This is a genomic window from Chitinophagaceae bacterium, assembly GCA_016710165.1.
Classification (GTDB): Bacteria; Bacteroidota; Bacteroidia; order Chitinophagales; family Chitinophagaceae; genus Ferruginibacter.
Genome location: JADJLJ010000005.1, coordinates 88,709 through 108,588, shown reverse-complemented (window position 1 = coordinate 108,588; position 19,880 = coordinate 88,709). Strand labels below are relative to the sequence as shown.

The following is a 19,880-nucleotide window of genomic DNA, read 5'->3' as shown; positions in this document are numbered from 1 at the left end:
TTTTATCAGATGAACATTCAGTTTTCACAGGGCGGCAACCCGCTTTTGGGTATAAAATTGATGCCGAAGGTAATATTAATTGTATTTCGTCGTTTACCGTTGATAAATTATCTTTGCGGAAACCCTTATCTGCAATAATAGGTTTTTTAATCTCAAAAGAGAAATGATGAAAAAATTATTTTTTGCCCTGCTGGTAATTCTTACTGTTTCAGCCATTGTAAGCAGTTGTGCCCCAAGCCGCAAGTCAGGTTGCCCCATGAATGAAGGCATCATTCACTAACCCCAGGTACCATATTATATGAACTGGATCGAACTCAACAGCCTGCAGCAGCTTTCCCGGATCAAAGAACTGTCTAAAACCCGTGTACAGGTCATCTTTAAACACAGCTCCCGTTGTTCCGTCAGCAGTATGGCCAGGAACCGGCTGGAAAGAAATGTACACGAACAACCTCCCACGACTGATTTTTATTTTCTTGACCTGCTTCGCTTCCGTTCCCTTTCTGACCAGGTCGCCGAAGACTTTTCCGTTCATCACGAATCGCCGCAGGTACTTTTAATAAAAGATGCGGAATGCTTTTATGAAGAAAGCCATGGCGGGATCGATATGGCTGACATTGCAGAACAGGTACGCCTTAACTGACCTTCCTCCTTTTAAAGAATTTTACTCCCTCGAACCAGGCAACCGAAATAAACCCGGTAAGTATACCGATCGCCGCCATGACCAAACCGGGATTTTCAAACTGGAATAATCCTGCAAGCAGGGGAATGCTTACAAATAAAACGGTGAGTAAAACAGTAACAGCAATTATGATGACGACCAGGTTATTCCTGTACCTGCTTGTTTCCAGCACGGAATAGTAGAAGGAACGGTTCACAAGTGTTAAAAAAACATTGGCGGAGATGAGTGTTATAAAGACCAGGGTACGGGTCGTTTTTTCATTGCAGCCCTGTTGTACGGCATACTGGTAGATAAACAAGGTGCCGGCAGTGATAACAATTCCCTGGATGATACTTGTCAGAAGTTCCTGCCAGTTGAAGAAAGTGGTGCTGAACTCCCGGGGCTTCTGCTGCATCATGTTCTTTTCAATGGGTTCATTCTCGTAAATGATGGAACAGGTAGGGCCCATGATCAGTTCAAGAAATATCACATGCACCGGTGTAAAGATATTCGGATATACCCAGCCAAGGGCAAGGGGTATAAAAACAGTAAGTATAATGGGTATGTGAATGGAGATGATGTACTGGATGGCTTTTTTCAGGTTGCTGTAAATTTTTCTTCCCATGGCCACGGCATCCACCATCTTTGCCAGGTCATCATCTGTAAGGATCAGGGAAGAGGCCTGCTTTGCGATCTCACTTCCCTTTTTTCCCATGGCGATGCCGATGTGTGCCGATTTTAAAGCGGGGCCGTCGTTCACCCCGTCCCCGGTCATGGCCACGATCTTTCCATTTCCCTTCAGCGCATTGATGACCCGGAGCTTGGCATCCGGAAACACCCGGGTAAAAATGTTCACCGCATTTACTTTTGTCACCAGTTCCGCATCCGTCAATGCATGCAGCGCTTCCCCGTCAATGATCCTGTCGGCTCCCTTAAATCCCGTTTGCATGGCAATGGTATGGGTGGTGGCCATATTATCGCCGGTGATGATCTTTACATCAATGCCGGCATCCTCAAAGGCCTTGAAAACTGCCTGTATGTTCTTCTTGGGAGGGTCATAAAATGCAAGCAGCCCCTTGAATGAGAACCTGAACTGCTGCTGTTCCTTTGGAAAAGTACCTCCTTCATGGCTTGTTTCGGCAACAGCCAGTACCCGGTATCCTTTTTCAGACAATTCATTCACGGCTGCCGTTATTATATTCTTCTCCCCGGCAGATAAAGCAGAAACCTGTATGATGGCTTCTGGTGCCCCCTTGGCTGCAATAATGCGGTGCCCTGAACCATCTTCAAACACATGCGTCATCATGGGGGGCCTTCCCCCCAGCGGGTATTCATGAACCATTTTGTAAAAAGGACGTTCATCTACTGCATACAGATCCTGGTACCATTGGTGCAGGGCCACTTCCATCGGGTCGAAGGGGATCGGTTCGCTGGCCCACATGGCCGTACGGATGAGTTCCTTTTCTTTCCCGGATAACGAATTACCGGGAATGGAAAAGCCTTTCTCCCCGGGTACAAAGATCCGGGTCAGTTCCATCCTGTTCTCGGTAATGGTCCCCGTCTTGTCTACACAAATGACCGAAGCGCTGCCCAGTGTTTCAACGGTTCTTGTTTGTTTTACGATAACCCCTGTTTTCATCAGCCGCCAGGCGCCCAACGCCATAAAAGTGGTGAAGGCAACAGGTATTTCCTCGGGCAATATGCTCATGGCAAGCGTAAGTGCTTTCAATAAACTGTCGAAAATATTGCTGGATTGAGCGTAATTGATGCCCCACACAATGAGAAAGATGATGATGCCGGCAACAGCCATCTTCTTTACGAAATTGTTTATCTGCAACTGAAGCGGCGTTTTTTCTTCTTCAATGGAAGAAAGGGCGCCGCCTATTTTTCCCAGGTTGGTCTCGTTGCCAATAGCTGTTACCCGGCAAATGGCCAACCCGCCCGACACAAACGTTCCCTGGTAAACCTTGTTATTCTGGTCCTGCTCCGACTTGAACACACTCAGCGATTCACCTGTGAGTATGGATTCGTTGACCGAAAAATCATTTGACCGGATGATGACCCCGTCTGCAGGAACAGAACCTCCTTCTTCCACGATCATCAGGTCACCCACCACGATCTCTTCACTGTTTATTTCTGCTGTTACCCCGTTTCGTATCACTTTGCTCATGGGCCGGGTAAGCGCCCTCAATGCTGCAATGGCATTGCGGCTGCGAAAGTCCTGGAAAATGGATATGGCAGACACAAAAACAATGGCTGCCGACATAAAAATACCGTCGTTGCGGTTGCCGGTGATAAAGTAGATGGTGGCTGCCAGCACCAGCATGATGAACATGGGTTCTGCAGCTACATCTTTCAGTACCAGAAAGAACCCCGATTCCTTCTTAAAATGCTGCCGGTTGAACCCGTATCTCTTCCGGGAATCAGCTACCGCCTGCTGGTTCAAGCCTTCCGCTTTAAAATTAATGTCTGCCATTACCCGCACGACTGCCTGTTTTTGAGCCGCAATTAAAATTAATGCAATTACCTGTTCGGCATGTATTTCCTTTATTGTAATTTTAGCACCACAAATCATACATGCCGCCAAGCACATTTACATCAACGGAAAACCTGCAGCAGGAAAAAGAAAAATTTGAGGCCCTGTTTCAATTTGCCTCCATGGGCATATTGGTTGCCGGCAAGGGGGGTGTGATACTCCTGGTGAACAACTTCCTCCTTTCACAGTTTGGATACAGCCGTGCAGAGGACCTGGTTGGGAAAAAAATTGAACAGCTTATCCCCCATCGCTATCACCCCCAACATACAAAATACCGGGATAACTATAATAAGAATCCCGAACCCCGGCCCATGGGGGTAGGCAAAGACCTTTTTGCAGTGAAGAAAGACGGTACCGAGTTCCCGGTGGAGATAAGCCTGAGCAATTACATAATGGACGGCGAAAGTTATACCATTGCATTTATCATTGACATAAGCAAGCGAAAAGAATATGAGAATGCCGTTATGCAGCAGCGGGAACAACTGGCAGAAACAAATAAGAAAATCGAAGAGCTCAACGATGAACTGGAAGAAAAAGTGGAACTGCGTACCCGGCAGTTAAAAGAAACCCTGGCCCAGCTGGAGTCATCCAGGGACGAGCTCACCAAGGCACTAAGCAAGGAAAAGGAACTGAGTGACCTGAAGAGCCGCTTTGTTTCCATGGCCTCACATGAGTTCCGGACGCCGCTCAGCACCATACTCTCTTCCGCCTCGCTGGTGGCCAAATATACCGAAACCGAAGAGCAGGAAAAAAGGGACAAACACATTCAACGGATCAAATCATCCGTAAATAACCTTACCAGTTTACTGAATGAATTCCTGTCCATCGGGAAAATTGAAGACGGGAAGATCCTCGCCAATAATATTTCTTTCAATATCAAAGAACTCATTTCCGCTCTTTGTACCGAAATGGAGGGCATAGCCAAAAAAGACCAGCAGATCATTTACACACATACGGGCGACGAAATGGCCTTCCTGGACCCCTCGCTGCTTCGGAATGTGATCACCAACCTGTTATCCAACGCCATCAAGTTCTCGTCCGACAACGGGATCATCCAGGTAAAAAGCACCACTTCGGCCGGCGAGATAGTAATAACGGTCCAGGATAACGGGGTGGGCATATCAAAAGAAGACCAGGAACACCTTTTTGAACGGTTCTTCCGGGGTGCCAATGTGATCAATATACAGGGTACGGGACTGGGGCTGCATATTGTAGGCCGTTATATAGAGATCATGGACGGCAAAATTGAATTCAGCAGCCAATTGGAGAAAGGGACCAAATTTATCATTACATTTAAGAAAGAATAACCGGATTAAACTGTCTTTTTATATATGAAACAACTACTGCTGATAGAAGACAACGATGAAATAAGAGACAATACGGCCGAGATACTTGAGCTGGCCGGTTATAAGGTACGTACAGCCGAGAACGGTAAAGTGGGCGTGGAGATGGCCCTGGAAGAGAAACCCGACCTCATCATCTGCGACATCATGATGCCCGTGCTGGATGGCTATGGCGTGCTGCACCTGCTGAACAAGAACCCGGACCTGACCGGCATCCCATTCATTTTTTTGACCGCCAAGGCCGAACGCGGTGATTTCAGGAAGGGAATGGAAATGGGCGCCGATGATTACATCACCAAACCGTTCAGCGATATAGAACTGCTGAATGCGGTGGAAAGCCGCATCCGCAAGACCGACCTGTTTGCCAAGAATTACGAGAGCAATGCAGCAGGCATGCACCAGATGCTGAATGATTTCCGGGGTGATAATGCCTTAAAAGAACTGGCATCTGACCGGCACATCAACCATTACCGGAAGAAACAGATCATATACTCCGAGGGCAACCACCCGAACCGTTTATTCTATATTCAAAAGGGAAAAGTAAAAACTTTCAAGACGAACGATGCCGGCAAGGAATTGACCGTGGGACTTTACAACGAAGGTGATTTTTTTGGCTACACCGCCCTGCTGGAAGAAACCGTGTATAAAGAAACCGCAGAAGCCATTGAAGACTGCGACATTTCCATCATACCGAAAGAGGAATTTGAGAATTTGCTTCTCAATAACCGGGAAGTGACACATAAGTTTGTAAAACTGCTGGCCAAGAACATCTCGGAAAAAGAAGAACAACTGCTTGGCCTGGCATACAATTCCCTCCGTAAACGGGTGGCCGATGCGTTGCTGACCCTCCAGCATAAATATCAACGGGAAAACCAGGATAAGTTCTCCATGCACATATCCAGGGAAGACCTGGCCAATATTGCCGGCACCGCTACCGAATCCCTCATCCGCACCCTGAGCGATTTTAAGAGTGAAAAGCTGATCGAAATTGCCGAAGGGAATATCATCATCACCAATCAAAAGAAACTGGCAGCGATGCTGAACTGACCTTACAGGTTCGTGGAAAGGTACTTGTTGAACTCGTTCTTGAGTTTTGCAAAATCGGCTTCCAGGTACTCCATCTCGTTGCGGAGTTTTTCCTGCTTCTTTACTATCTTAGGATCCAGTACGTTCTCATCTTTACTGGTCAGTGACTGGGCCTGTATGTTCACATCATGGCGCAACTCATCAATGAATTCATCTTTTAAAATGAAACTGTTCTGAAAGTGCTCTGCGTGCGCCAGGAAACCTTTATCGGTCTTGTGATCCAATACTTCTGCCAGCCGGTTTTTCAAAACGGTATTTTCCTGTTTAAAGAATTCCAGCAAGCGCAGCCAGGTTTTATTTTCATGATGAAACTGCCCTGGTTTTAACATTTCAACAGTTGCCATAATTATCATTTGATCTTTTCTCCTTTCTGTTCCACTTATATAGTCTCTATGGATGTTACAAATCTATTTTCTAATAGTGCCGGGATAAAGGACAAACATCACCCCGATACCTGAGATTAATCAGGGTTTCACACAGCATTCAATTGCATCCACCTTTTTTTCCGCAGCTTTCGGACTCACATACGGTATACCCAGTCCCATTCCCCGCAGAATGAGCAGGCAGGCCATACCTGCCATCATATAGGGATATGCTTTACGGATCCTTTTCCGGATACCCAGGCTTACAAAATTGCCCAGGAATGCAACGCTCCACATGACCGGCAAGGTACCCAGTCCGAAAAAAGCCATGAACACAATACTGTAAACAATGTCGCCGGTGGCAACCGCTCCCGCCGCAGCCATATAAACCAGCCCGCAGGGCAATAAGCCATTCAGCAACCCGATGGAAAATAAAGATGCACCGGTACCCTGCAGGAAAAGCCTGCCGATCGCTGAACGTACTTTTTCATACAGCCACAAACCGGCATTACGGTTCTGCAATGCCGATATCCTTTTCGGCAGAATGATGAATACAATGATAAGCACTCCCAATACAATGCTCAACCATTGCTGGTAACCAAATAACGAAAAGGTCTTTCCTATGGCGCCAAACAGCAGTCCAAACACAGCATACGTTACAATGCGGCCGGTGTTATAAATCAATGCGCCTGAAAATTTAGACCAGTGGCTGTCGGTGCGCAGGGGCAATGACATGGCCAAAGGTCCGCACATGCCTACACAATGGAAACTTCCCAGTATCCCCATGGTAAATGCCGCAAGTATCAGTTCAGTCATTTTCCGGTCTGCTTTTTTTGGATCGTTTTATATGAATATCCTCTTCTCAAAATAATAGCTCACGGTACCCTCCTTCCAGCTTAGCTGCAACTCATACATTCCCGTTTTGCCCTGCCCCAGCGGGATGCTCAGTGGTTCATCCTGCACAGAAAAATTCTTTTTTATGTCCTTGTTCTCATCGGAAGGACAATAAAGTACGGCCTCGCCAACCAGTTTCTTACCCGTGAAATCCTTCGGGAAGGAAATGACCAGTTTATCGTCCGTAAGCTCATACGTTACCGGCGCCGATAATGCGGCAACCCGTCCCAACTCATCGATCTTATCCTGGTACTTCAGCTCTTTGGCATAATAATCCGGCGTTACCAGGTCTACTTTCTGAGAAGATGATCCGAAGACCATTGCCAGGATGCCCGCCACAAATGCGATGTACACAAACAGTATTTTATATCCCCAGTTCATAATAGTTGGTTTTAATTATATACTTCCGGCCCGATAAATTTGGCCGTGATCGTCTTTATTTTTTTCCCCTTCTCATACATACCCATCCGGATCTCTGTTTTCCAGCCCTTCAGTTGTTTGGGATCCAGTATGATCAGGAACTGCAGGTTTGAATAGGCTTCTTTCCGCACCGTCATACTACCGCTTCCCACAAAGGAGATATCGCCCTTCAGGCCTTCCAGCATCAGGCTGAAATCAATGTCCTGGTGGGTCTTATTCGCCAGCTTCAGGTTGTAGAGGTTGCTTATCCTTCCGTCCGGCAACGTGGTGTATGTCATTCCTGCCGTACGCATTAACCGGGCATCCAGGTCGGTCCTGCTTACAATTAGAAATGCCAGCAGGGATAAAAGCAGAAGAAGCACAGCAGAATAGGCTTTGATCCTTGCATTGATCTTCAGTTTCACCCCACTGCTGATGCTGTTCTCCGATGCATAGCGGATGAGGCCCTTTGGCTTTTCAATGCTGTCCATGATCGCATCGCAGGCATCAATGCAGGCGGTACAGTTCACGCATTCAAGCTGGGTACCGTTGCGTATGTCGATGCCCGTAGGGCAAACCCGTACACAGGCAAAGCAGTCGATGCAATCTCCCTGCCTTATCATTGCCTCCAGTTTCGAATTCATGCTTTTACAGGCACCCTCTTCCTTGCAATCAACACATTTGCAGTCGTGGTCTTCGGCCTTTTTAAGCTTGCCCCGTGGTTCCCCCCTTTTATGATCATAGGCAACCACGATGGAATTTTTATCAAGCAACACCCCCTGCAGCCTGCCGTAGGGGCAAACCACAATGCATGCCTGCTCCCGGAACCACCAGTACACAAAAAAGAAAACACTGGTGAATACCAGCAGGGAGATGAGCGTACCAACATGTGCTGCAGGATTTTCAATATACCCGATCAGCTTATCCATGCTGATGAGATATGCCAGGAAGAAGTTTGCGATAATGAAAGAGATGAGGAAGAACACAACGAACTTCACGACCCGCTTTCTTATCTTCTCCCCATTCCACGGCATTCCTTTTAACAAACGTTGTTTATTTGAATCCCCGTCGATCCAGTATTCAATTTTGCGGAACACCATTTCCATAAAAATGGTCTGGGGACAGGCCCATCCGCAGAATACACGTCCGAAAACGACCGTGAAGAGAATAACGAAGACAATGAACGCAAGCATGCCGATCCCAAAAATGAAAAAGTCCTGCGGCCAGAAGATCATCCCGAAAAAGATGAACTTTCTTTCCAGCACGTTGAACATGAACAGGGGTTCATCATTCACTTTTATGAAAGGCAGGGTGAAAAAAATGATAAGATAAAAGATGCTGAACCAGGTACGGAGGTTGTACAGCCTGCCCCTGGGCTTTTTGGGCATGATAAAATTACGTCTGCCCTCCTTGCTGATGGTAGCAACCGAATCCCGGAAGGATTCCTTTTTATCTTTTACAACAGTTTCTGCCATTTTTTTATTTTTTTACCGAAACCGAGTCTGCCTTCACGGCAGCCACTGAATCGGGCCTTGCAACCGATGCTGAATCCTTTACAGCCGCAGCACCTTCCACATACAAATCGCCCTGGGGCGCTTTTGCACCGGGTGGATTGGTTCCCCGCAGGGTTTTGATGTAACTGGCCAGGTAGCTGATCTCCTTGGGAGTAAACTGGTTGCTCCACGATTGCATACCCTTGTCGGGATAACCCACTTTGATGGTATGGTATATATCATTCAGCGATCCTTTGTGCAGCCAGTAATCGTCTGTGAGGTTCGGTCCAACATTTCCTCCCCCGCTTTTTAAATGACAGGCAACACAATTCAGTTCAAAAAGTTTTTCCCCGGCTTTGAGGCCGGCTGCATCTGCCATGGGCACATTATTCTCATCCACCTTATCCTTGTTGCTGGCCTCGTAAATCTCTTTTTCGATCCGGGCCTTTTCCATTTCGGCATTGTATTCTTCGGTAGGGTTCTTACCAATGCCAAATACATGAAAGTTGAGCAGGTAAACAAAAGCAACCACGATGGTAATATAGAAACCATACTTCCACCAGGGTGGTAATGCATTATCCAGTTCCTTGATGCCGTCATAATCGTGATCCAGCAAAACATCTGCTTCCTGTTCCACCGCCACGGCCCTGGTAAATATCCTTTTATCCATACCCGACCACCAGGTTGCAAATTTTGACCGCTCCTTTACTGCTTTTGCTTTCTGCGGCAACAGGTCGGTATATATCCTGCGGATCGAAAAGGCAAGAAAGAGGATCACCAGGATCTCCAGCCCTATTACGGTAACAAAGAGGTAAAAGGAAGTGGAAGAAAGTCCCCCGAAATTTGGTTCTGCCGCTTTAACAGCACCAGCATCCTGAGCAAAACCCAACTGGCTCAGCAGGGAAAGACCGGTAAGCATGATCACCGGGAGCGCCCTGGATGCTTCTTTGCTTTTATCAAGCAATAGCCTGCCCAGCGCAGTAAGCACACGGCCCATGCCCCAGATGACGAAAGCCAGTGCAATGATCATCACCACCAGCAGAACAGCCAGCTGGTTGTACCCCGAAGAAGCCGGCTGGGCGGTTGCCGGCGTAGTGGTCTGTGCTGCCAGCACATTGCCTGCAAGCAATGCCAGGGCAGTGAATGTAATTTTATGTTGATTGGATCTGTTGCGTATCATACTGTAAATTTTAACTGATTGAGTTGGTTGTTTCTTCGTTGTCAAAAGGAATATTGGCCAGCGTTTCCACCCGTTCCTTCTTCATCCGTTTAACCAGCACCAGCAATACCACAAAAAAGGTAAAAAAGATGAACAGGGAGATGATCGGGTAGATGTCTACGTTGTTGATCGTTTCGGCATATTGTTTTATGAATTTGAACATGGCTTATTGATTTACGGTGGCGGTTTTATTTTTACTGATGTCTTTTCCCAGGCGCTGCATGTAGGCGATCAACGCGATCACTTCCCGGTCGGCAGGTATCTGGATGCCTTCCACTTTTAAGTTGATGCGGATACCATTTGCCTGCTGCATCAGTTCTTCGTTGGCATATTTTTCATACCCCTTATCATAAGGCACTCCCAGCTTGCGCATGGCATTGATCTTTGCCGCTGTGCTTGAGGTATCAATCACCTGTTCCATCAGGAAGGGATAAGAAGGCATGATGGAACCCTCGCTCATGGAAGAGGGTTCCCGGAAGTGGCGGAAGTGCCATCCATCGGATTTTTTCAGGTCGCCCGTGCCTTCTCTTGCCAGGTCAGGGCCGGTACGCTTACTGCCCCAAACGAATGGCCGGTCGTACACAAACTCGCCTGCTTTTGAATATTCGCCATAACGTACGGTCTCACTCCGGAAGGGCCGTATCATCTGAGAGTGGCATACATAACAACCTTCCCGCACATAAATATCCCGGCCCTGCAGTTCAAGAGCTGTATAGGGTTTTACCGCAGTGATGGTTGGCACGTTTGATTTTATTAAGAAGGTCGGAACAATTTCAATGATACCCCCGATCAGTATCACCACTAAACTCAGTATCATGAACTGAACGGGTTTTCTTTCAATGGCACGGTGCCAGTGTTCGCCGCTGTGTTTTACATATTCCTTGGCCAGCGGGGCGGCTTCTGCTTCTTCATTGGCTACCAGGCTTCCCTTTTTAACGGTCTTGTAGATATTATAGAACATGATGAACACCCCGATCAGGAATAAGGTACCGCCTACAGAACGCATCGCGTAGAAGGGTTTCAGGTACGTAACTGTTTCCAGGAAAGTATATTTCAACTGGCCGGCTTCGGTAAACTGCTTCCACATGGAGCTTTGGGTGAAACCAGCCCAGTACAACGGAATGGCGTAGAACAGAATACCCAGTGTGCCCAGCCAGAAATGGTTGTTGGCCAGTTTCTTTGAATACAGTTCGGTTTTGAATATGCGGGGTATCAGCCAGTAGATCACCCCAAAGGTCAGCATACCGTTCCAGCCCAGTGCACCCACATGTACGTGGGCAATGATCCAGTCGGTAAAGTGTGCCACGGCATTTACATTTTTTAGGGAAAGCATCGGGCCTTCAAAAGTTGCCATACCATAAGCGGTAACCGCCACCACAAAGAATTTCAGGATCACATCATCCCGTACCCTGTCCCAGGCGCCACGTAAAGTGAGCAACCCATTGATCATACCGCCCCAGCTTGGAAAAATAAGCATCACCGAAAATACAACACCCAGTGATTGTGCCCAGTTTGGCAAAGCGGTATATAACAGGTGGTGCGGACCGGCCCAGATATATAAGAATATCAGCGCCCAGAAGTGGATGATGGAAAGCTTATAGGAATAAACAGGACGGTTGGCAGCCTTGGGCATGAAGTAGTACATCAGTCCCAGGTAAGGCGTTGTTAAAAAGAATGCCACCGCATTGTGGCCATACCACCACTGTACCAATGCATCCTGTACGCCGGAATACCAGCTGTAACTGTGCAGCCAGGAATAAGGCAATTGCCCGGAACGGATGATGTGCAGTACAGCAACCGTTACAAATGTGGCAATGTAAAACCAGATGGCCACATACAGGTGTTTTTCCCTTCTTTTGATGATGGTACCAAACATATTCCAGCCAAATACCACCCAGATGATGGTGATGGCCAGGTCAATTGGCCAGATGAGTTCTGCATACTCGGCGCCCTGGGTCAATCCAACCGGGAGTGTAATGGCGGCAGCAACAATGATGAGCTGCCATCCCCAGAAATGGATATTACTCAGTTTATCGCTGAACATCCTTGCCTTGCACAGGCGTTGCAGCGAATAATACACACCCATGAAAATGCCGTTTCCGACAAAGGCGAATATCACTGCATTGGTGTGCAGCGGACGAAGTTTGCCGAAAGAACCATACTGGGTTATGTTAAGCTGCGGAAATACCAGCTGCAGCGCAACCCAGAGGCCGACAAGCATTCCAACAGCGCCCCACAGGATGGTAGCGTATGTAAAATTCTTTACAATACGGTTGTCATAATAAAATTTTTCTACCTGCATGTTGTTATTTGGTTATTTGGTTTGAGTTAAAGTTGTATCAGTGGATGAGGAGGATTTTGGTTTTTTCATATCGTCAAACAATATCCTTACAGAAGGGGTATAATCATCATCGTACTGGCCGTTTTTAACGCTCCATAAAAAAGCAGTTAAAAAACCTGCCGCTACCAGGATACTTATCCCGATCAAAATGAATAGTGCACTCAAATGAGGAAGTTTTTATAGATTTCAAAAATAAAATTCGCTGTACCCTTCCGGGATGATGACTATCAAAGTGAAATATGATTTTGGTCATGTTGAAATTCCGAGGCCTTTTTGCCGGGCAACAAAGGAGGAGAGCAGGGTCACAAACAGCACAATACTGATGCTGCTTGCCGGCATCAGTATTGCGGCAACAATGGGAGAAAGCGTTCCCTGTACGGCAAAGGACAACCCAACAATATTGTACAGGATGGAAAGTATGAAACTGGCAAGTACGATCCGTTTACCCGCCCGGGCATACGCAATGAATTTATCCACCGATCCTGCTTTGCTGCTGTCCAGTATGGCATCGCTTGCCGGGGAGAACCGGGACGAGTTTTCACTCACGGCAATGCCCACATTGCTCTGCATCAACGCACCGGCATCATTCAGGCCGTCGCCAAGCATCAGCACATTTCTTCCTTCCTGCTGAAGGCTTTTTACAAAATCAAGTTTTTGTTGCGGGGATTGATTGAAATAAAGCGGGGTCGATTGCCCGAATATCTTCTCCAGGTTTGGTTTCTCAGCGTTGTTATCGCCCGACAATACGAACAAGTCGAAATGCTCACTGCGCAGCTGGCCGATCATCTCACTGATCCCGTTCCGGTACCGGGTACTCACCGTGAACCGCCCCATATGCACATTATTCAGCATCAGGTGAACATGGGAGCCCGTATCATAGGACGCAAAACCCTGGCTGAACTGATTGATGAATCCTGCAGAACCGATCTTTACATCGATATCGTTCACCGTTGCTTCCAGGCCCTTGCCGGTATATTCCCTGAAATGATCAATGGTCATTTCTTTCAGCCCTGCCGGCTTTAATTCCGATGCGATGATCTTGCTGAGCGGGTGTGATGACTGGCGGGCTATATTCCTTACTGCAACCAGTTCCATCTCGGTAAGCGGGGTGCCTTCATAGCTTACCACCGAAGATTGGCTCTGGGTAATGGTGCCGGTCTTGTCAAAAACAATGCTGTTCACATTTGCCAGGGCCTCGATCACGCCGGCATTCTTCATGTACAACTTGTTGCGGCCAAAAATGCGGAGCATGTTGCCGTACGTGAATGTGGCGGAAAGCAGTAAGGAACAGGGACAGGCAACGATCAGTACCGCGGTCACCGCAGGCAATATCTTTGAGGGATCGGATATCCACCAATAGATCATTGCGCCGGCCGCAACGGATAATAATACCAGGGTGAAATACCGGCTCCAGGGATGAATGAATGATCTTTCTTCGTTCTTCCTGCTGTTGAATACCTCATTATTCCACAAACGGGTGATATAACTCTGCGATGCTTCTTTAATGATCTCCAGTTCAATGGCGCTGCCCGTTTGTTTACCGCCGGCATAGATCAGTTCGCCCTTTTGTTTCTCCACCGGCGTATTCTCGCCGCTTACAAAACTGTAATCAATGCGGGCAGTACCTTTCATAAGCACGGCATCTGCCGGTATCATTTCTTCATTGCGGATGATGATGCGGTCGGATACTTTCAGCTGGGTGACCGGTATATTCCGCTCGATCCCCTTTTCAATAACAGTAACACCCAACGGGAAATAGGACCGGTAATCCCTGTCAAATGAAAATGAGTCGTAGGTCTTGTTCTGGAACCAACGGCCTACCAGCATGAAGAATACAATGCCGGTCCCGGAATCAAGGTAACCGGCACCGGTGCCGCTGATGATCTCGTAATAACTTCTTGCAAAGGTAACGATGATGGCCAGCGCAATGGGGGCGTCAATGTTCAGGAATTTCTGCCGCAGCCCCTTCCAGGCGGAAATAAAAATGGATGAAGAGCTGAAAAACAGGACCGGGAGTGAGAGGAGCAGGTTGATCCAGGTAAACGTTTCCTTCAACCCCGCTTCTTCAATATTTCCCGAAGAAAAATATTCGGGAAAACTTAACATCATGATGTTGGCAAAACAAAATCCTGCCACCCCGATCCTGTATAGCTGGTTTTTACTGAAGTTGTTTTTCTTCTTCGCCACCGTATCGTTCAGGCTTATATAAGGTTCATACCCGATGAAGGCCAGCAGTTCCACCACGGTACGCAGCGATACCTGCTGCGGATCATACACCACGAAGACCTCCTTCTGCTGAAAATTCGTTTGCGACTGCTTGATGCCGGGTTCAATGCGATGCAGGTTCTCCAGCAGGTAAATGCAGGATGAACAGTGCATCTGCGGTATGGAAAAACTGATATTGACCTGCCGGTCGCTTTTGAATTGTGCCAGTTTCTGTACAACGGATCCGTCATCCGGTAGGCGAAGCGGGCCGAAACAAATTTTCCCTTTGCTTTCAGGCCCGGGGTTTTATCCAGGTCGTAATAACCGCAGAGATTATTTTCATTCAGCAGCAGGTAAACCTGTTTGCAACCCTGGCAACAGAAATCTTTGTTTTCCACCCGGATGGGTGTGCTGTCGCATACGTCTCCGCAGTGATAACAATTAACCGGTATGTGTGATGACCTGCTGATCTTTTTAATTTTAAGATAAAAAAAGCCGCCGCACAAGAATATGCAGCGGGTAAAATAAACAGAAACTACTGTACACTTTTGGTTGAACTGATGTCCAGCCCCGAAAATTTAAAAGCAGGACCATTTGAAACAGCACCGGTAACCGGCGGCGCCATCCCTATGAAATACCCCCTTGTCCTGCTGGCGGTTCCATAAATATTTTGCATAGCCAACGATTACAGAACAAAAGTGGGGAAACTCTGAAAGCAATAAAATGACGGGTATCAAAATAAACCATGACTTTGGTCATGTAAGGAGAAGAACAGGTTCAGCCTCTTTCAAACAACCACCGGAAGGGCTTGAACGGTTTTTCAGGGCGGAGGTTGAATTTTTTGATCGCATTATGCTGAATGTAATGTACGGCCTCGTCAACATTATCGGTAAAGAAAAAAAGGTTCATGTCATCGGGGGAGATGGTGCCCTCCTGTTTCATTAAATAGATGTGGGCAATGATGTGTTTGTAAAATTCCTTGTCCATGATAACAACCGGGAATTCGCTGATCTTTTTTGTCTGGATCAACGTTACGGCTTCAAAGTATTCATCAAGGGTGCCAAAACCACCGGGGAATACCACGAAGGCGTAGGAATATTTTGATAACAGGGTCTTGCGGATAAAAAAATAACGGATGGAGACCCATTTATCCATGTACGGATTGGGTTTCTGTTCATGCGGCAGTTCAATATTACAGCCCACGCTCCTGCCGCCTGCTTCCCGGGCGCCCCGGTTGGCTGCTTCCATGATGCCGGGCCCGCCACCGGTCATGATGGTAAATCCGAGCTTGGCGATCTTACCCGAAAGTTCCCGGGCCATTTCATAATCAGGATGCCCTTCTCCAAAACGTGCGGACCCGAAGATCGTTACACAGGGCCCTACAAAATGAAGGGCACGGAGGCCCTTGATGAATTCGTACAATACAGTTATGGTAAACTTCAGTTCTTTCCAGCGGCTCTGGGGGCCTTCTAAAAAACGGATCTCAGTTTTCGACATACGTACTCTTTATTCCTTTCAAACTTAGGTAATTTAAAAAGAAATAAACGGTTAAAATTCAGGCAACCTGCTGCTTGCTCAGCAATACCTCCCCGTGATGGACCAGTAATGGCTTTACCGAATTGGCAATGATGCAATGCTTGTAGGTCTTTAACAACGTTTCATTGGCAACGGGGATATCTGCTTCTGTTTCCACGTATATTTTCGGGAACAGGTCGATGATGGTGAATTCCAGGTGGCCTTCATACAACCGTACCTGGCCAATACTGCTGCACTCAAAATCACTGACCTGCAGATGCTTTTTTTCTGCTATGGCAAGAAACGTGGTCATCAGGCATCCGCACAGGGAACTCAGGAACAGGTGCTCGGGACTCCATTTATCCGGAACCCCACCCGCAAATTCGGGTGGTGTGGCCACTTCAATGGTTCCCTTCACATCTTTAGCCGACAGCGTGCCGATCCTTCCTTCCTTCCGGTTCAACTGCACTTCAAAATAATACTGGTGCTGTTCTGTTTTGGAAATCATGACTGTTTATTTATGTGATATAAAAATGGGCATCCTGATATCATGGATCACCCGGTTCGCAAAACTCTTTTTGAACAACTGGGAGAACAGGGACCGGGAAAATGCACCCAATACAACATACCCGGGCTGTTGGTTTTTTATCCAGCTTGAAAAATCCGTTCTGTTAACCAATGGCAGCGACATGATCCTGAGGTTGGGGTAATGCCTGGCCACCAGTTCAGATATCATGCTGTATTTCGGCATCTCATTCTTTTTGCCAACGGCGGATAAAAGCGTTGTTTCATTGTCAGAAAGTTCAGGGAAAATATACGCAAACTGCTTGATGGCAAAAACAGCGGATTCACTTCCGTCATAGGTAAGGAAATTCTGCGCCGGTTCTTTGTAATTCTCGGGCACCAGCATCACCGGGCATTCTGCTTTCTTCAGCACTTCCTCCAGGTAAAAGTTGGGTTGTTCCTTCTGCACATTCTCATAAAAAAGGTCGCTGCTCACCACCAGCAGGTCGGCAAAGCGGGTCTCCTCTATCAGCGAAGAAATGGCCATCATATCGGTATCCTTGTGTACCCTGTATTCTATCCCTTCTGCAATACAGGCTTCTTCAAAGACCTGGATGTTTTTACTGACGATCACATCGTCATCATTCCGCATAAGCCACTCCGGCATCAGGGCCACTCCTTCCATCCCCGTAAAGGCCAGCACTTTTGAATAATCCACCGGGCTGAGGAAAACACCTGCCAGCAATACCTTGCTCCGGTTATTGATGCTTTTAACAAATTCAAATGCGCCCTGGGGGAAATGTTTTCCATCCAGCGCTATGATTATCTTTTTCATCGTGAATGGTTTTATTGCCTGACAAATCTATTCTTAACCCGCGCCAAATTTACTGATAACAGGTGGCAGCAAAAATGATCCTCATCATAAACGCTCGCCCCAAAATCGTACCAACGATGGCCGGCTTTCCCCTTTTGCTACGGGCTATTTTTATCAATGTGATTAAAGTCATAAATGATTGTGGTTTCATCTGTTAGATTTACACAAAACTTTCTTAAAAGAAAAAACATTATTTATGAAAAGTAAACTAATTGCAACTGCTTCCATAACATTCCTGCTTCTTGCCGCTTCCTGTAATTCGGGCGATGAAACCAATGCTGCGGCAGCATCTTCCGCTACCGACAATACTCCTGCGGTAGGACAATCGGGTGTAAAGGATGACCTGTCTGCAAAAAACGTAGTACAGGTGGCTGTTGGAAGTAAAGACCATACAACGCTTGTTACGGCTGTAAAAGCAGCTGAACTGGTGGATGCCTTGAGTAATGCAGGGCCTTTCACTGTTTTTGCACCCACCAATGCCGCCTTTGATAAATTACCTGCCGGAACCGTTGATGGCCTGTTGAAACCCGAAAAGAAAGATGGCCTCACCGATATTCTGCAGTACCACGTTTCCGTGGGCGTATTAAGAGAAGATATACTGCAGGATGGCCAATCGATCGGGCAGGTAAATGGCGGCAATATAACCATCACCCGAAAGGCGGACGGCATCTATGTGAACGGAACAGCAAAGATCATTGCATCTGTTCCTGCTTCCAATGGCATTGTACATGTAATTGATGGGGTATTATTACCCCCGCCGGCAAAATAGTTTTGTAGTGAAGTGATATATGGAAAAAGCGTCCCGGTAATTACCGGGACGCTTTTCATTTTGTGCAATCAGAATATCCTGTCCATCGTGGAGGTATCCAGTATCTTGATCTTCATAACAGCGGAGATGCTTAATGCCCGTTGCTTCACCAGGGAAGCGGTTTCCCCTTCAAACAATTCATCCACCGTATTGCAAAAGAGCAGCTCCCATTGCTGAAAATGTTCCCTGGTGAGAGGCAGGAGGCGGTTAATGTGCCGGTGCAGTTCCATCGGGTTGCCGGTATAGCTGCCGGTGTAGAATAACATGTTCTCAAAGAAATCATACATCACCGGTAAATGCTTTTCCCAGTTCACCTGGGCTACGTCTGTAAAGATAAAGCCAATAACATCGTCCTGCTTTACTTTATCGTAAAAGCTGTTCACCAGCAATTCAATATCTTCTCTAGAGGTTATATCTTTTTTCATACATGGCTGATTTAATGTAAAACAGTATGGATCTGTTCCAACACATCCCGGGAGCAATATTGCTGTAAAAGCGGGAAAAGGACCCGTTCCTCCTTCCGGATATGTGCTTCCAGTTTTGTACCCAGTTCATCCATTTTAGTTTCCTGGCCGGTAGCAGGGTCCAGGGAAAGAAACAAGGCTGCCAGTTCTCTGTGTTCGGCCTTTATTTCGCTGCAAAGGCGCCCGATCACTTCGCTGCAATCCTTTGCTTTGTCCAGCACCCGCTCTTCTTTCTCAAAATGATCCCTGATCTCTTTTTCAAACAGTTCCCTTGCATATACCGACCTCCCTTGCATGGTATCCGGCAAACCTTTATATGCAGGCGCTCCTCTCTTTAACAGTTGTGCCAGGATAAGAGAATTGTGATGGTCTCTCGACAATGGGGCCAGTGCTTCTATTCTTTTCATGTTACAGGTCTTTCCGGTTGAATTTTCTGAGGGAGAACCAGGCGGGCATGATCACCCAAACCAATAAAACAACAAAAGAAGCGATCAGCCCCGCCTGCGTTCCGAAAAAATCCTTGAAAATGGCGCCGGTATATCCCATCATTACCGATACATCCATTTTAAGCAGTATCAGTATCCTGGCCAGGTCAATCGGGTTTAAAGCGGTTAAGCCGATCATCGGTCTTTCAAGCGGGTAATCAGCGAACTGGAATAAGATGAACAGCACCAGCCCGTCGAAAATGATGGAAAAATAAAGCCACAGCAAGATAGATACGCCGATGCCCTTCGCCTTATCCCTCGTTTTTACAGCAGCCAGCATGGCGATCGCGACAAAAATAATTGACAGGAACAAACCGGTACCAAGCATCATGAACCCGGTAGCTGTTGCTTCGAACAGTATGATGGGAATGCCCACGCCCACAAAGAATGCCGTTGCCATGCTCACGGAAAGGCCGGCAAAGAGACTAAGCCAGATGGTCCTTCTTTTCAAAGGCTGGCTTACCAGCAATTCCAGGAACTCGGCGCTGTTGTAAACATAGATGGCAGAGAATAAAAGGCTCACCAGCGGCACAATGATCAGGATGATATTCAGCAGGCTCAGCAAACCCTTGGCAGAATTATCTTCCAGGTTGAATATGCTGAATGATATCAGGAACAGGAACAAAGTATACCCCAGCATGATCTTGTTGCGCAGGATATCTATTATGACATATTTGATTATTTTTTTCATGGC

At 47.1% G+C, this 19,880-nt stretch carries 20 protein-coding genes and 1 pseudogene; 4 read left to right on the top strand and 17 right to left on the bottom strand.

What is annotated here, in order from left to right:
• Positions 1 to 298 precede the first annotated feature (298 nt).
• Positions 299 to 640 (top strand): bacillithiol system redox-active protein YtxJ, encoded by a 342-nt coding sequence (gene ytxJ / locus IPJ02_16520; protein ID MBK7377085.1) that lies wholly within the window; start codon positions 299 to 301, stop codon positions 638 to 640.
• On the opposite strand, the gene IPJ02_16515 is transcribed toward ytxJ, so the two are convergent.
• Positions 633 to 3,134, bottom strand: coding sequence for a cation-translocating P-type ATPase (locus IPJ02_16515; GenBank protein ID MBK7377084.1), 2,502 nt, complete (start codon positions 3,132 to 3,134; stop codon positions 633 to 635). The genes ytxJ and IPJ02_16515 overlap by 8 nt on opposite strands.
• A gap of 101 nt (positions 3,135 to 3,235) precedes the next feature.
• Between IPJ02_16515 and IPJ02_16510 the strand changes: the two genes are divergently transcribed.
• On the top strand, positions 3,236 to 4,501 hold the full coding sequence (locus IPJ02_16510) for a PAS domain S-box protein (protein MBK7377083.1): 1,266 nt from the start codon (positions 3,236 to 3,238) through the stop codon (positions 4,499 to 4,501).
• 24 nt (positions 4,502 to 4,525) lie between these two features.
• Complete coding sequence (locus IPJ02_16505) at positions 4,526 to 5,584, top strand: response regulator (GenBank protein ID MBK7377082.1); 1,059 nt, start codon at positions 4,526 to 4,528, stop codon at positions 5,582 to 5,584.
• Positions 5,585 to 5,586: 2 nt separating this feature from the next.
• On the opposite strand, the gene IPJ02_16500 is transcribed toward IPJ02_16505, so the two are convergent.
• From IPJ02_16500 to IPJ02_16440, 13 genes and pseudogenes are all read right to left on the bottom strand, one after another.
• Positions 5,587 to 5,967 (bottom strand): hypothetical protein, encoded by a 381-nt coding sequence (locus IPJ02_16500; protein ID MBK7377081.1) that lies wholly within the window; start codon positions 5,965 to 5,967, stop codon positions 5,587 to 5,589.
• A gap of 120 nt (positions 5,968 to 6,087) precedes the next feature.
• Positions 6,088 to 6,801 (bottom strand): sulfite exporter TauE/SafE family protein, encoded by a 714-nt coding sequence (locus tag IPJ02_16495; protein ID MBK7377080.1) that lies wholly within the window; start codon positions 6,799 to 6,801, stop codon positions 6,088 to 6,090.
• A 27-nt stretch (positions 6,802 to 6,828) separates the two neighbouring features.
• Complete coding sequence (locus tag IPJ02_16490) at positions 6,829 to 7,260, bottom strand: FixH family protein (GenBank protein ID MBK7377079.1); 432 nt, start codon at positions 7,258 to 7,260, stop codon at positions 6,829 to 6,831.
• Between the two features lie 11 nt (positions 7,261 to 7,271).
• Positions 7,272 to 8,753: a 4Fe-4S binding protein gene (locus tag IPJ02_16485; protein ID MBK7377078.1), complete on the bottom strand. Its 1,482-nt coding sequence runs from the start codon at positions 8,751 to 8,753 to the stop codon at positions 7,272 to 7,274.
• A gap of 4 nt (positions 8,754 to 8,757) precedes the next feature.
• Positions 8,758 to 9,951, bottom strand: a complete 1,194-nt coding sequence (locus IPJ02_16480) for a c-type cytochrome (protein MBK7377077.1) — start codon at positions 9,949 to 9,951, stop codon at positions 8,758 to 8,760.
• Positions 9,952 to 9,961: 10 nt separating this feature from the next.
• On the bottom strand, positions 9,962 to 10,153 hold the full coding sequence (locus IPJ02_16475; GenBank protein MBK7377076.1) for a CcoQ/FixQ family Cbb3-type cytochrome c oxidase assembly chaperone: 192 nt from the start codon (positions 10,151 to 10,153) through the stop codon (positions 9,962 to 9,964).
• A gap of 3 nt (positions 10,154 to 10,156) precedes the next feature.
• The gene (gene ccoN / locus IPJ02_16470; protein ID MBK7377075.1) at positions 10,157 to 12,292 is read right to left on the bottom strand and encodes a cytochrome-c oxidase, cbb3-type subunit I; all 2,136 of its coding nucleotides are present in this window, start codon (positions 12,290 to 12,292) and stop codon (positions 10,157 to 10,159) included.
• Between the two features lie 12 nt (positions 12,293 to 12,304).
• The gene (ccoS, locus tag IPJ02_16465) at positions 12,305 to 12,496 is read right to left on the bottom strand and encodes a cbb3-type cytochrome oxidase assembly protein CcoS (GenBank protein MBK7377074.1); all 192 of its coding nucleotides are present in this window, start codon (positions 12,494 to 12,496) and stop codon (positions 12,305 to 12,307) included.
• A gap of 84 nt (positions 12,497 to 12,580) precedes the next feature.
• Positions 12,581 to 15,015, bottom strand: a pseudogene (locus IPJ02_16460) (heavy metal translocating P-type ATPase metal-binding domain-containing protein).
• Between the two features lie 56 nt (positions 15,016 to 15,071).
• Positions 15,072 to 15,212 (bottom strand): hypothetical protein, encoded by a 141-nt coding sequence (locus IPJ02_16455; GenBank protein ID MBK7377073.1) that lies wholly within the window; start codon positions 15,210 to 15,212, stop codon positions 15,072 to 15,074.
• 101 nt (positions 15,213 to 15,313) lie between these two features.
• Complete coding sequence (locus tag IPJ02_16450) at positions 15,314 to 16,033, bottom strand: TIGR00730 family Rossman fold protein (GenBank protein MBK7377072.1); 720 nt, start codon at positions 16,031 to 16,033, stop codon at positions 15,314 to 15,316.
• Positions 16,034 to 16,091: 58 nt separating this feature from the next.
• Positions 16,092 to 16,559: an OsmC family protein gene (locus IPJ02_16445; protein MBK7377071.1), complete on the bottom strand. Its 468-nt coding sequence runs from the start codon at positions 16,557 to 16,559 to the stop codon at positions 16,092 to 16,094.
• Positions 16,560 to 16,565: 6 nt separating this feature from the next.
• The gene (locus IPJ02_16440; protein MBK7377070.1) at positions 16,566 to 17,390 is read right to left on the bottom strand and encodes a hypothetical protein; all 825 of its coding nucleotides are present in this window, start codon (positions 17,388 to 17,390) and stop codon (positions 16,566 to 16,568) included.
• A gap of 235 nt (positions 17,391 to 17,625) precedes the next feature.
• Between IPJ02_16440 and IPJ02_16435 the strand changes: the two genes are divergently transcribed.
• Complete coding sequence (locus IPJ02_16435) at positions 17,626 to 18,198, top strand: fasciclin domain-containing protein (protein MBK7377069.1); 573 nt, start codon at positions 17,626 to 17,628, stop codon at positions 18,196 to 18,198.
• A 68-nt stretch (positions 18,199 to 18,266) separates the two neighbouring features.
• Here IPJ02_16435 and IPJ02_16430 read toward each other — a convergent pair whose 3' ends face one another.
• The 3 genes from IPJ02_16430 to IPJ02_16420 are packed head-to-tail and all read right to left on the bottom strand — an operon-like array spanning position 18,267 to position 19,877.
• Positions 18,267 to 18,662 (bottom strand): group III truncated hemoglobin, encoded by a 396-nt coding sequence (locus IPJ02_16430; GenBank protein ID MBK7377068.1) that lies wholly within the window; start codon positions 18,660 to 18,662, stop codon positions 18,267 to 18,269.
• An 11-nt stretch (positions 18,663 to 18,673) separates the two neighbouring features.
• On the bottom strand, positions 18,674 to 19,108 hold the full coding sequence (locus IPJ02_16425; GenBank protein MBK7377067.1) for a hemerythrin domain-containing protein: 435 nt from the start codon (positions 19,106 to 19,108) through the stop codon (positions 18,674 to 18,676).
• A 1-nt stretch (position 19,109) separates the two neighbouring features.
• Positions 19,110 to 19,877, bottom strand: a complete 768-nt coding sequence (locus IPJ02_16420; GenBank protein ID MBK7377066.1) for an ABC transporter permease subunit — start codon at positions 19,875 to 19,877, stop codon at positions 19,110 to 19,112.
• Positions 19,878 to 19,880: the final 3 nt, after the last annotated feature.

Excerpts from the sequence above, each read along its gene's own strand:
- IPJ02_16435 (MBK7377069.1), top strand. The coding sequence starts at position 17,626 with ATGAAAAGTAAACTAATTGCAACTGCTTCCATAACATTCCTGCTTCTT.
- ytxJ (MBK7377085.1), top strand. The coding sequence starts at position 299 with ATGAACTGGATCGAACTCAACAGCCTGCAGCAGCTTTCCCGGATCAAA.
- IPJ02_16515 (MBK7377084.1), bottom strand. The coding sequence starts at position 3,134 with ATGGCAGACATTAATTTTAAAGCGGAAGGCTTGAACCAGCAGGCGGTA.
- IPJ02_16430 (MBK7377068.1), bottom strand. The coding sequence starts at position 18,662 with ATGAAAAAAGATATAACCTCTAGAGAAGATATTGAATTGCTGGTGAAC.
- IPJ02_16495 (MBK7377080.1), bottom strand. The coding sequence starts at position 6,801 with ATGACTGAACTGATACTTGCGGCATTTACCATGGGGATACTGGGAAGT.
- IPJ02_16455 (MBK7377073.1), bottom strand. The coding sequence starts at position 15,212 with ATGCAAAATATTTATGGAACCGCCAGCAGGACAAGGGGGTATTTCATA.
- IPJ02_16450 (MBK7377072.1), bottom strand. The coding sequence starts at position 16,033 with ATGTCGAAAACTGAGATCCGTTTTTTAGAAGGCCCCCAGAGCCGCTGG.
- IPJ02_16505 (MBK7377082.1), top strand. The coding sequence starts at position 4,526 with ATGAAACAACTACTGCTGATAGAAGACAACGATGAAATAAGAGACAAT.
- IPJ02_16485 (MBK7377078.1), bottom strand. The coding sequence starts at position 8,753 with ATGGCAGAAACTGTTGTAAAAGATAAAAAGGAATCCTTCCGGGATTCG.
- IPJ02_16440 (MBK7377070.1), bottom strand. The coding sequence starts at position 17,390 with ATGAAAAAGATAATCATAGCGCTGGATGGAAAACATTTCCCCCAGGGC.
- IPJ02_16500 (MBK7377081.1), bottom strand. The coding sequence starts at position 5,967 with ATGGCAACTGTTGAAATGTTAAAACCAGGGCAGTTTCATCATGAAAAT.
- IPJ02_16475 (MBK7377076.1), bottom strand. The coding sequence starts at position 10,153 with ATGTTCAAATTCATAAAACAATATGCCGAAACGATCAACAACGTAGAC.
- ccoN (MBK7377075.1), bottom strand. The coding sequence starts at position 12,292 with ATGCAGGTAGAAAAATTTTATTATGACAACCGTATTGTAAAGAATTTT.
- IPJ02_16490 (MBK7377079.1), bottom strand. The coding sequence starts at position 7,260 with ATGAACTGGGGATATAAAATACTGTTTGTGTACATCGCATTTGTGGCG.
- IPJ02_16420 (MBK7377066.1), bottom strand. The coding sequence starts at position 19,877 with ATGAAAAAAATAATCAAATATGTCATAATAGATATCCTGCGCAACAAG.
- IPJ02_16445 (MBK7377071.1), bottom strand. The coding sequence starts at position 16,559 with ATGATTTCCAAAACAGAACAGCACCAGTATTATTTTGAAGTGCAGTTG.
- IPJ02_16480 (MBK7377077.1), bottom strand. The coding sequence starts at position 9,951 with ATGATACGCAACAGATCCAATCAACATAAAATTACATTCACTGCCCTG.
- IPJ02_16510 (MBK7377083.1), top strand. The coding sequence starts at position 3,236 with ATGCCGCCAAGCACATTTACATCAACGGAAAACCTGCAGCAGGAAAAA.
- IPJ02_16425 (MBK7377067.1), bottom strand. The coding sequence starts at position 19,108 with ATGAAAAGAATAGAAGCACTGGCCCCATTGTCGAGAGACCATCACAAT.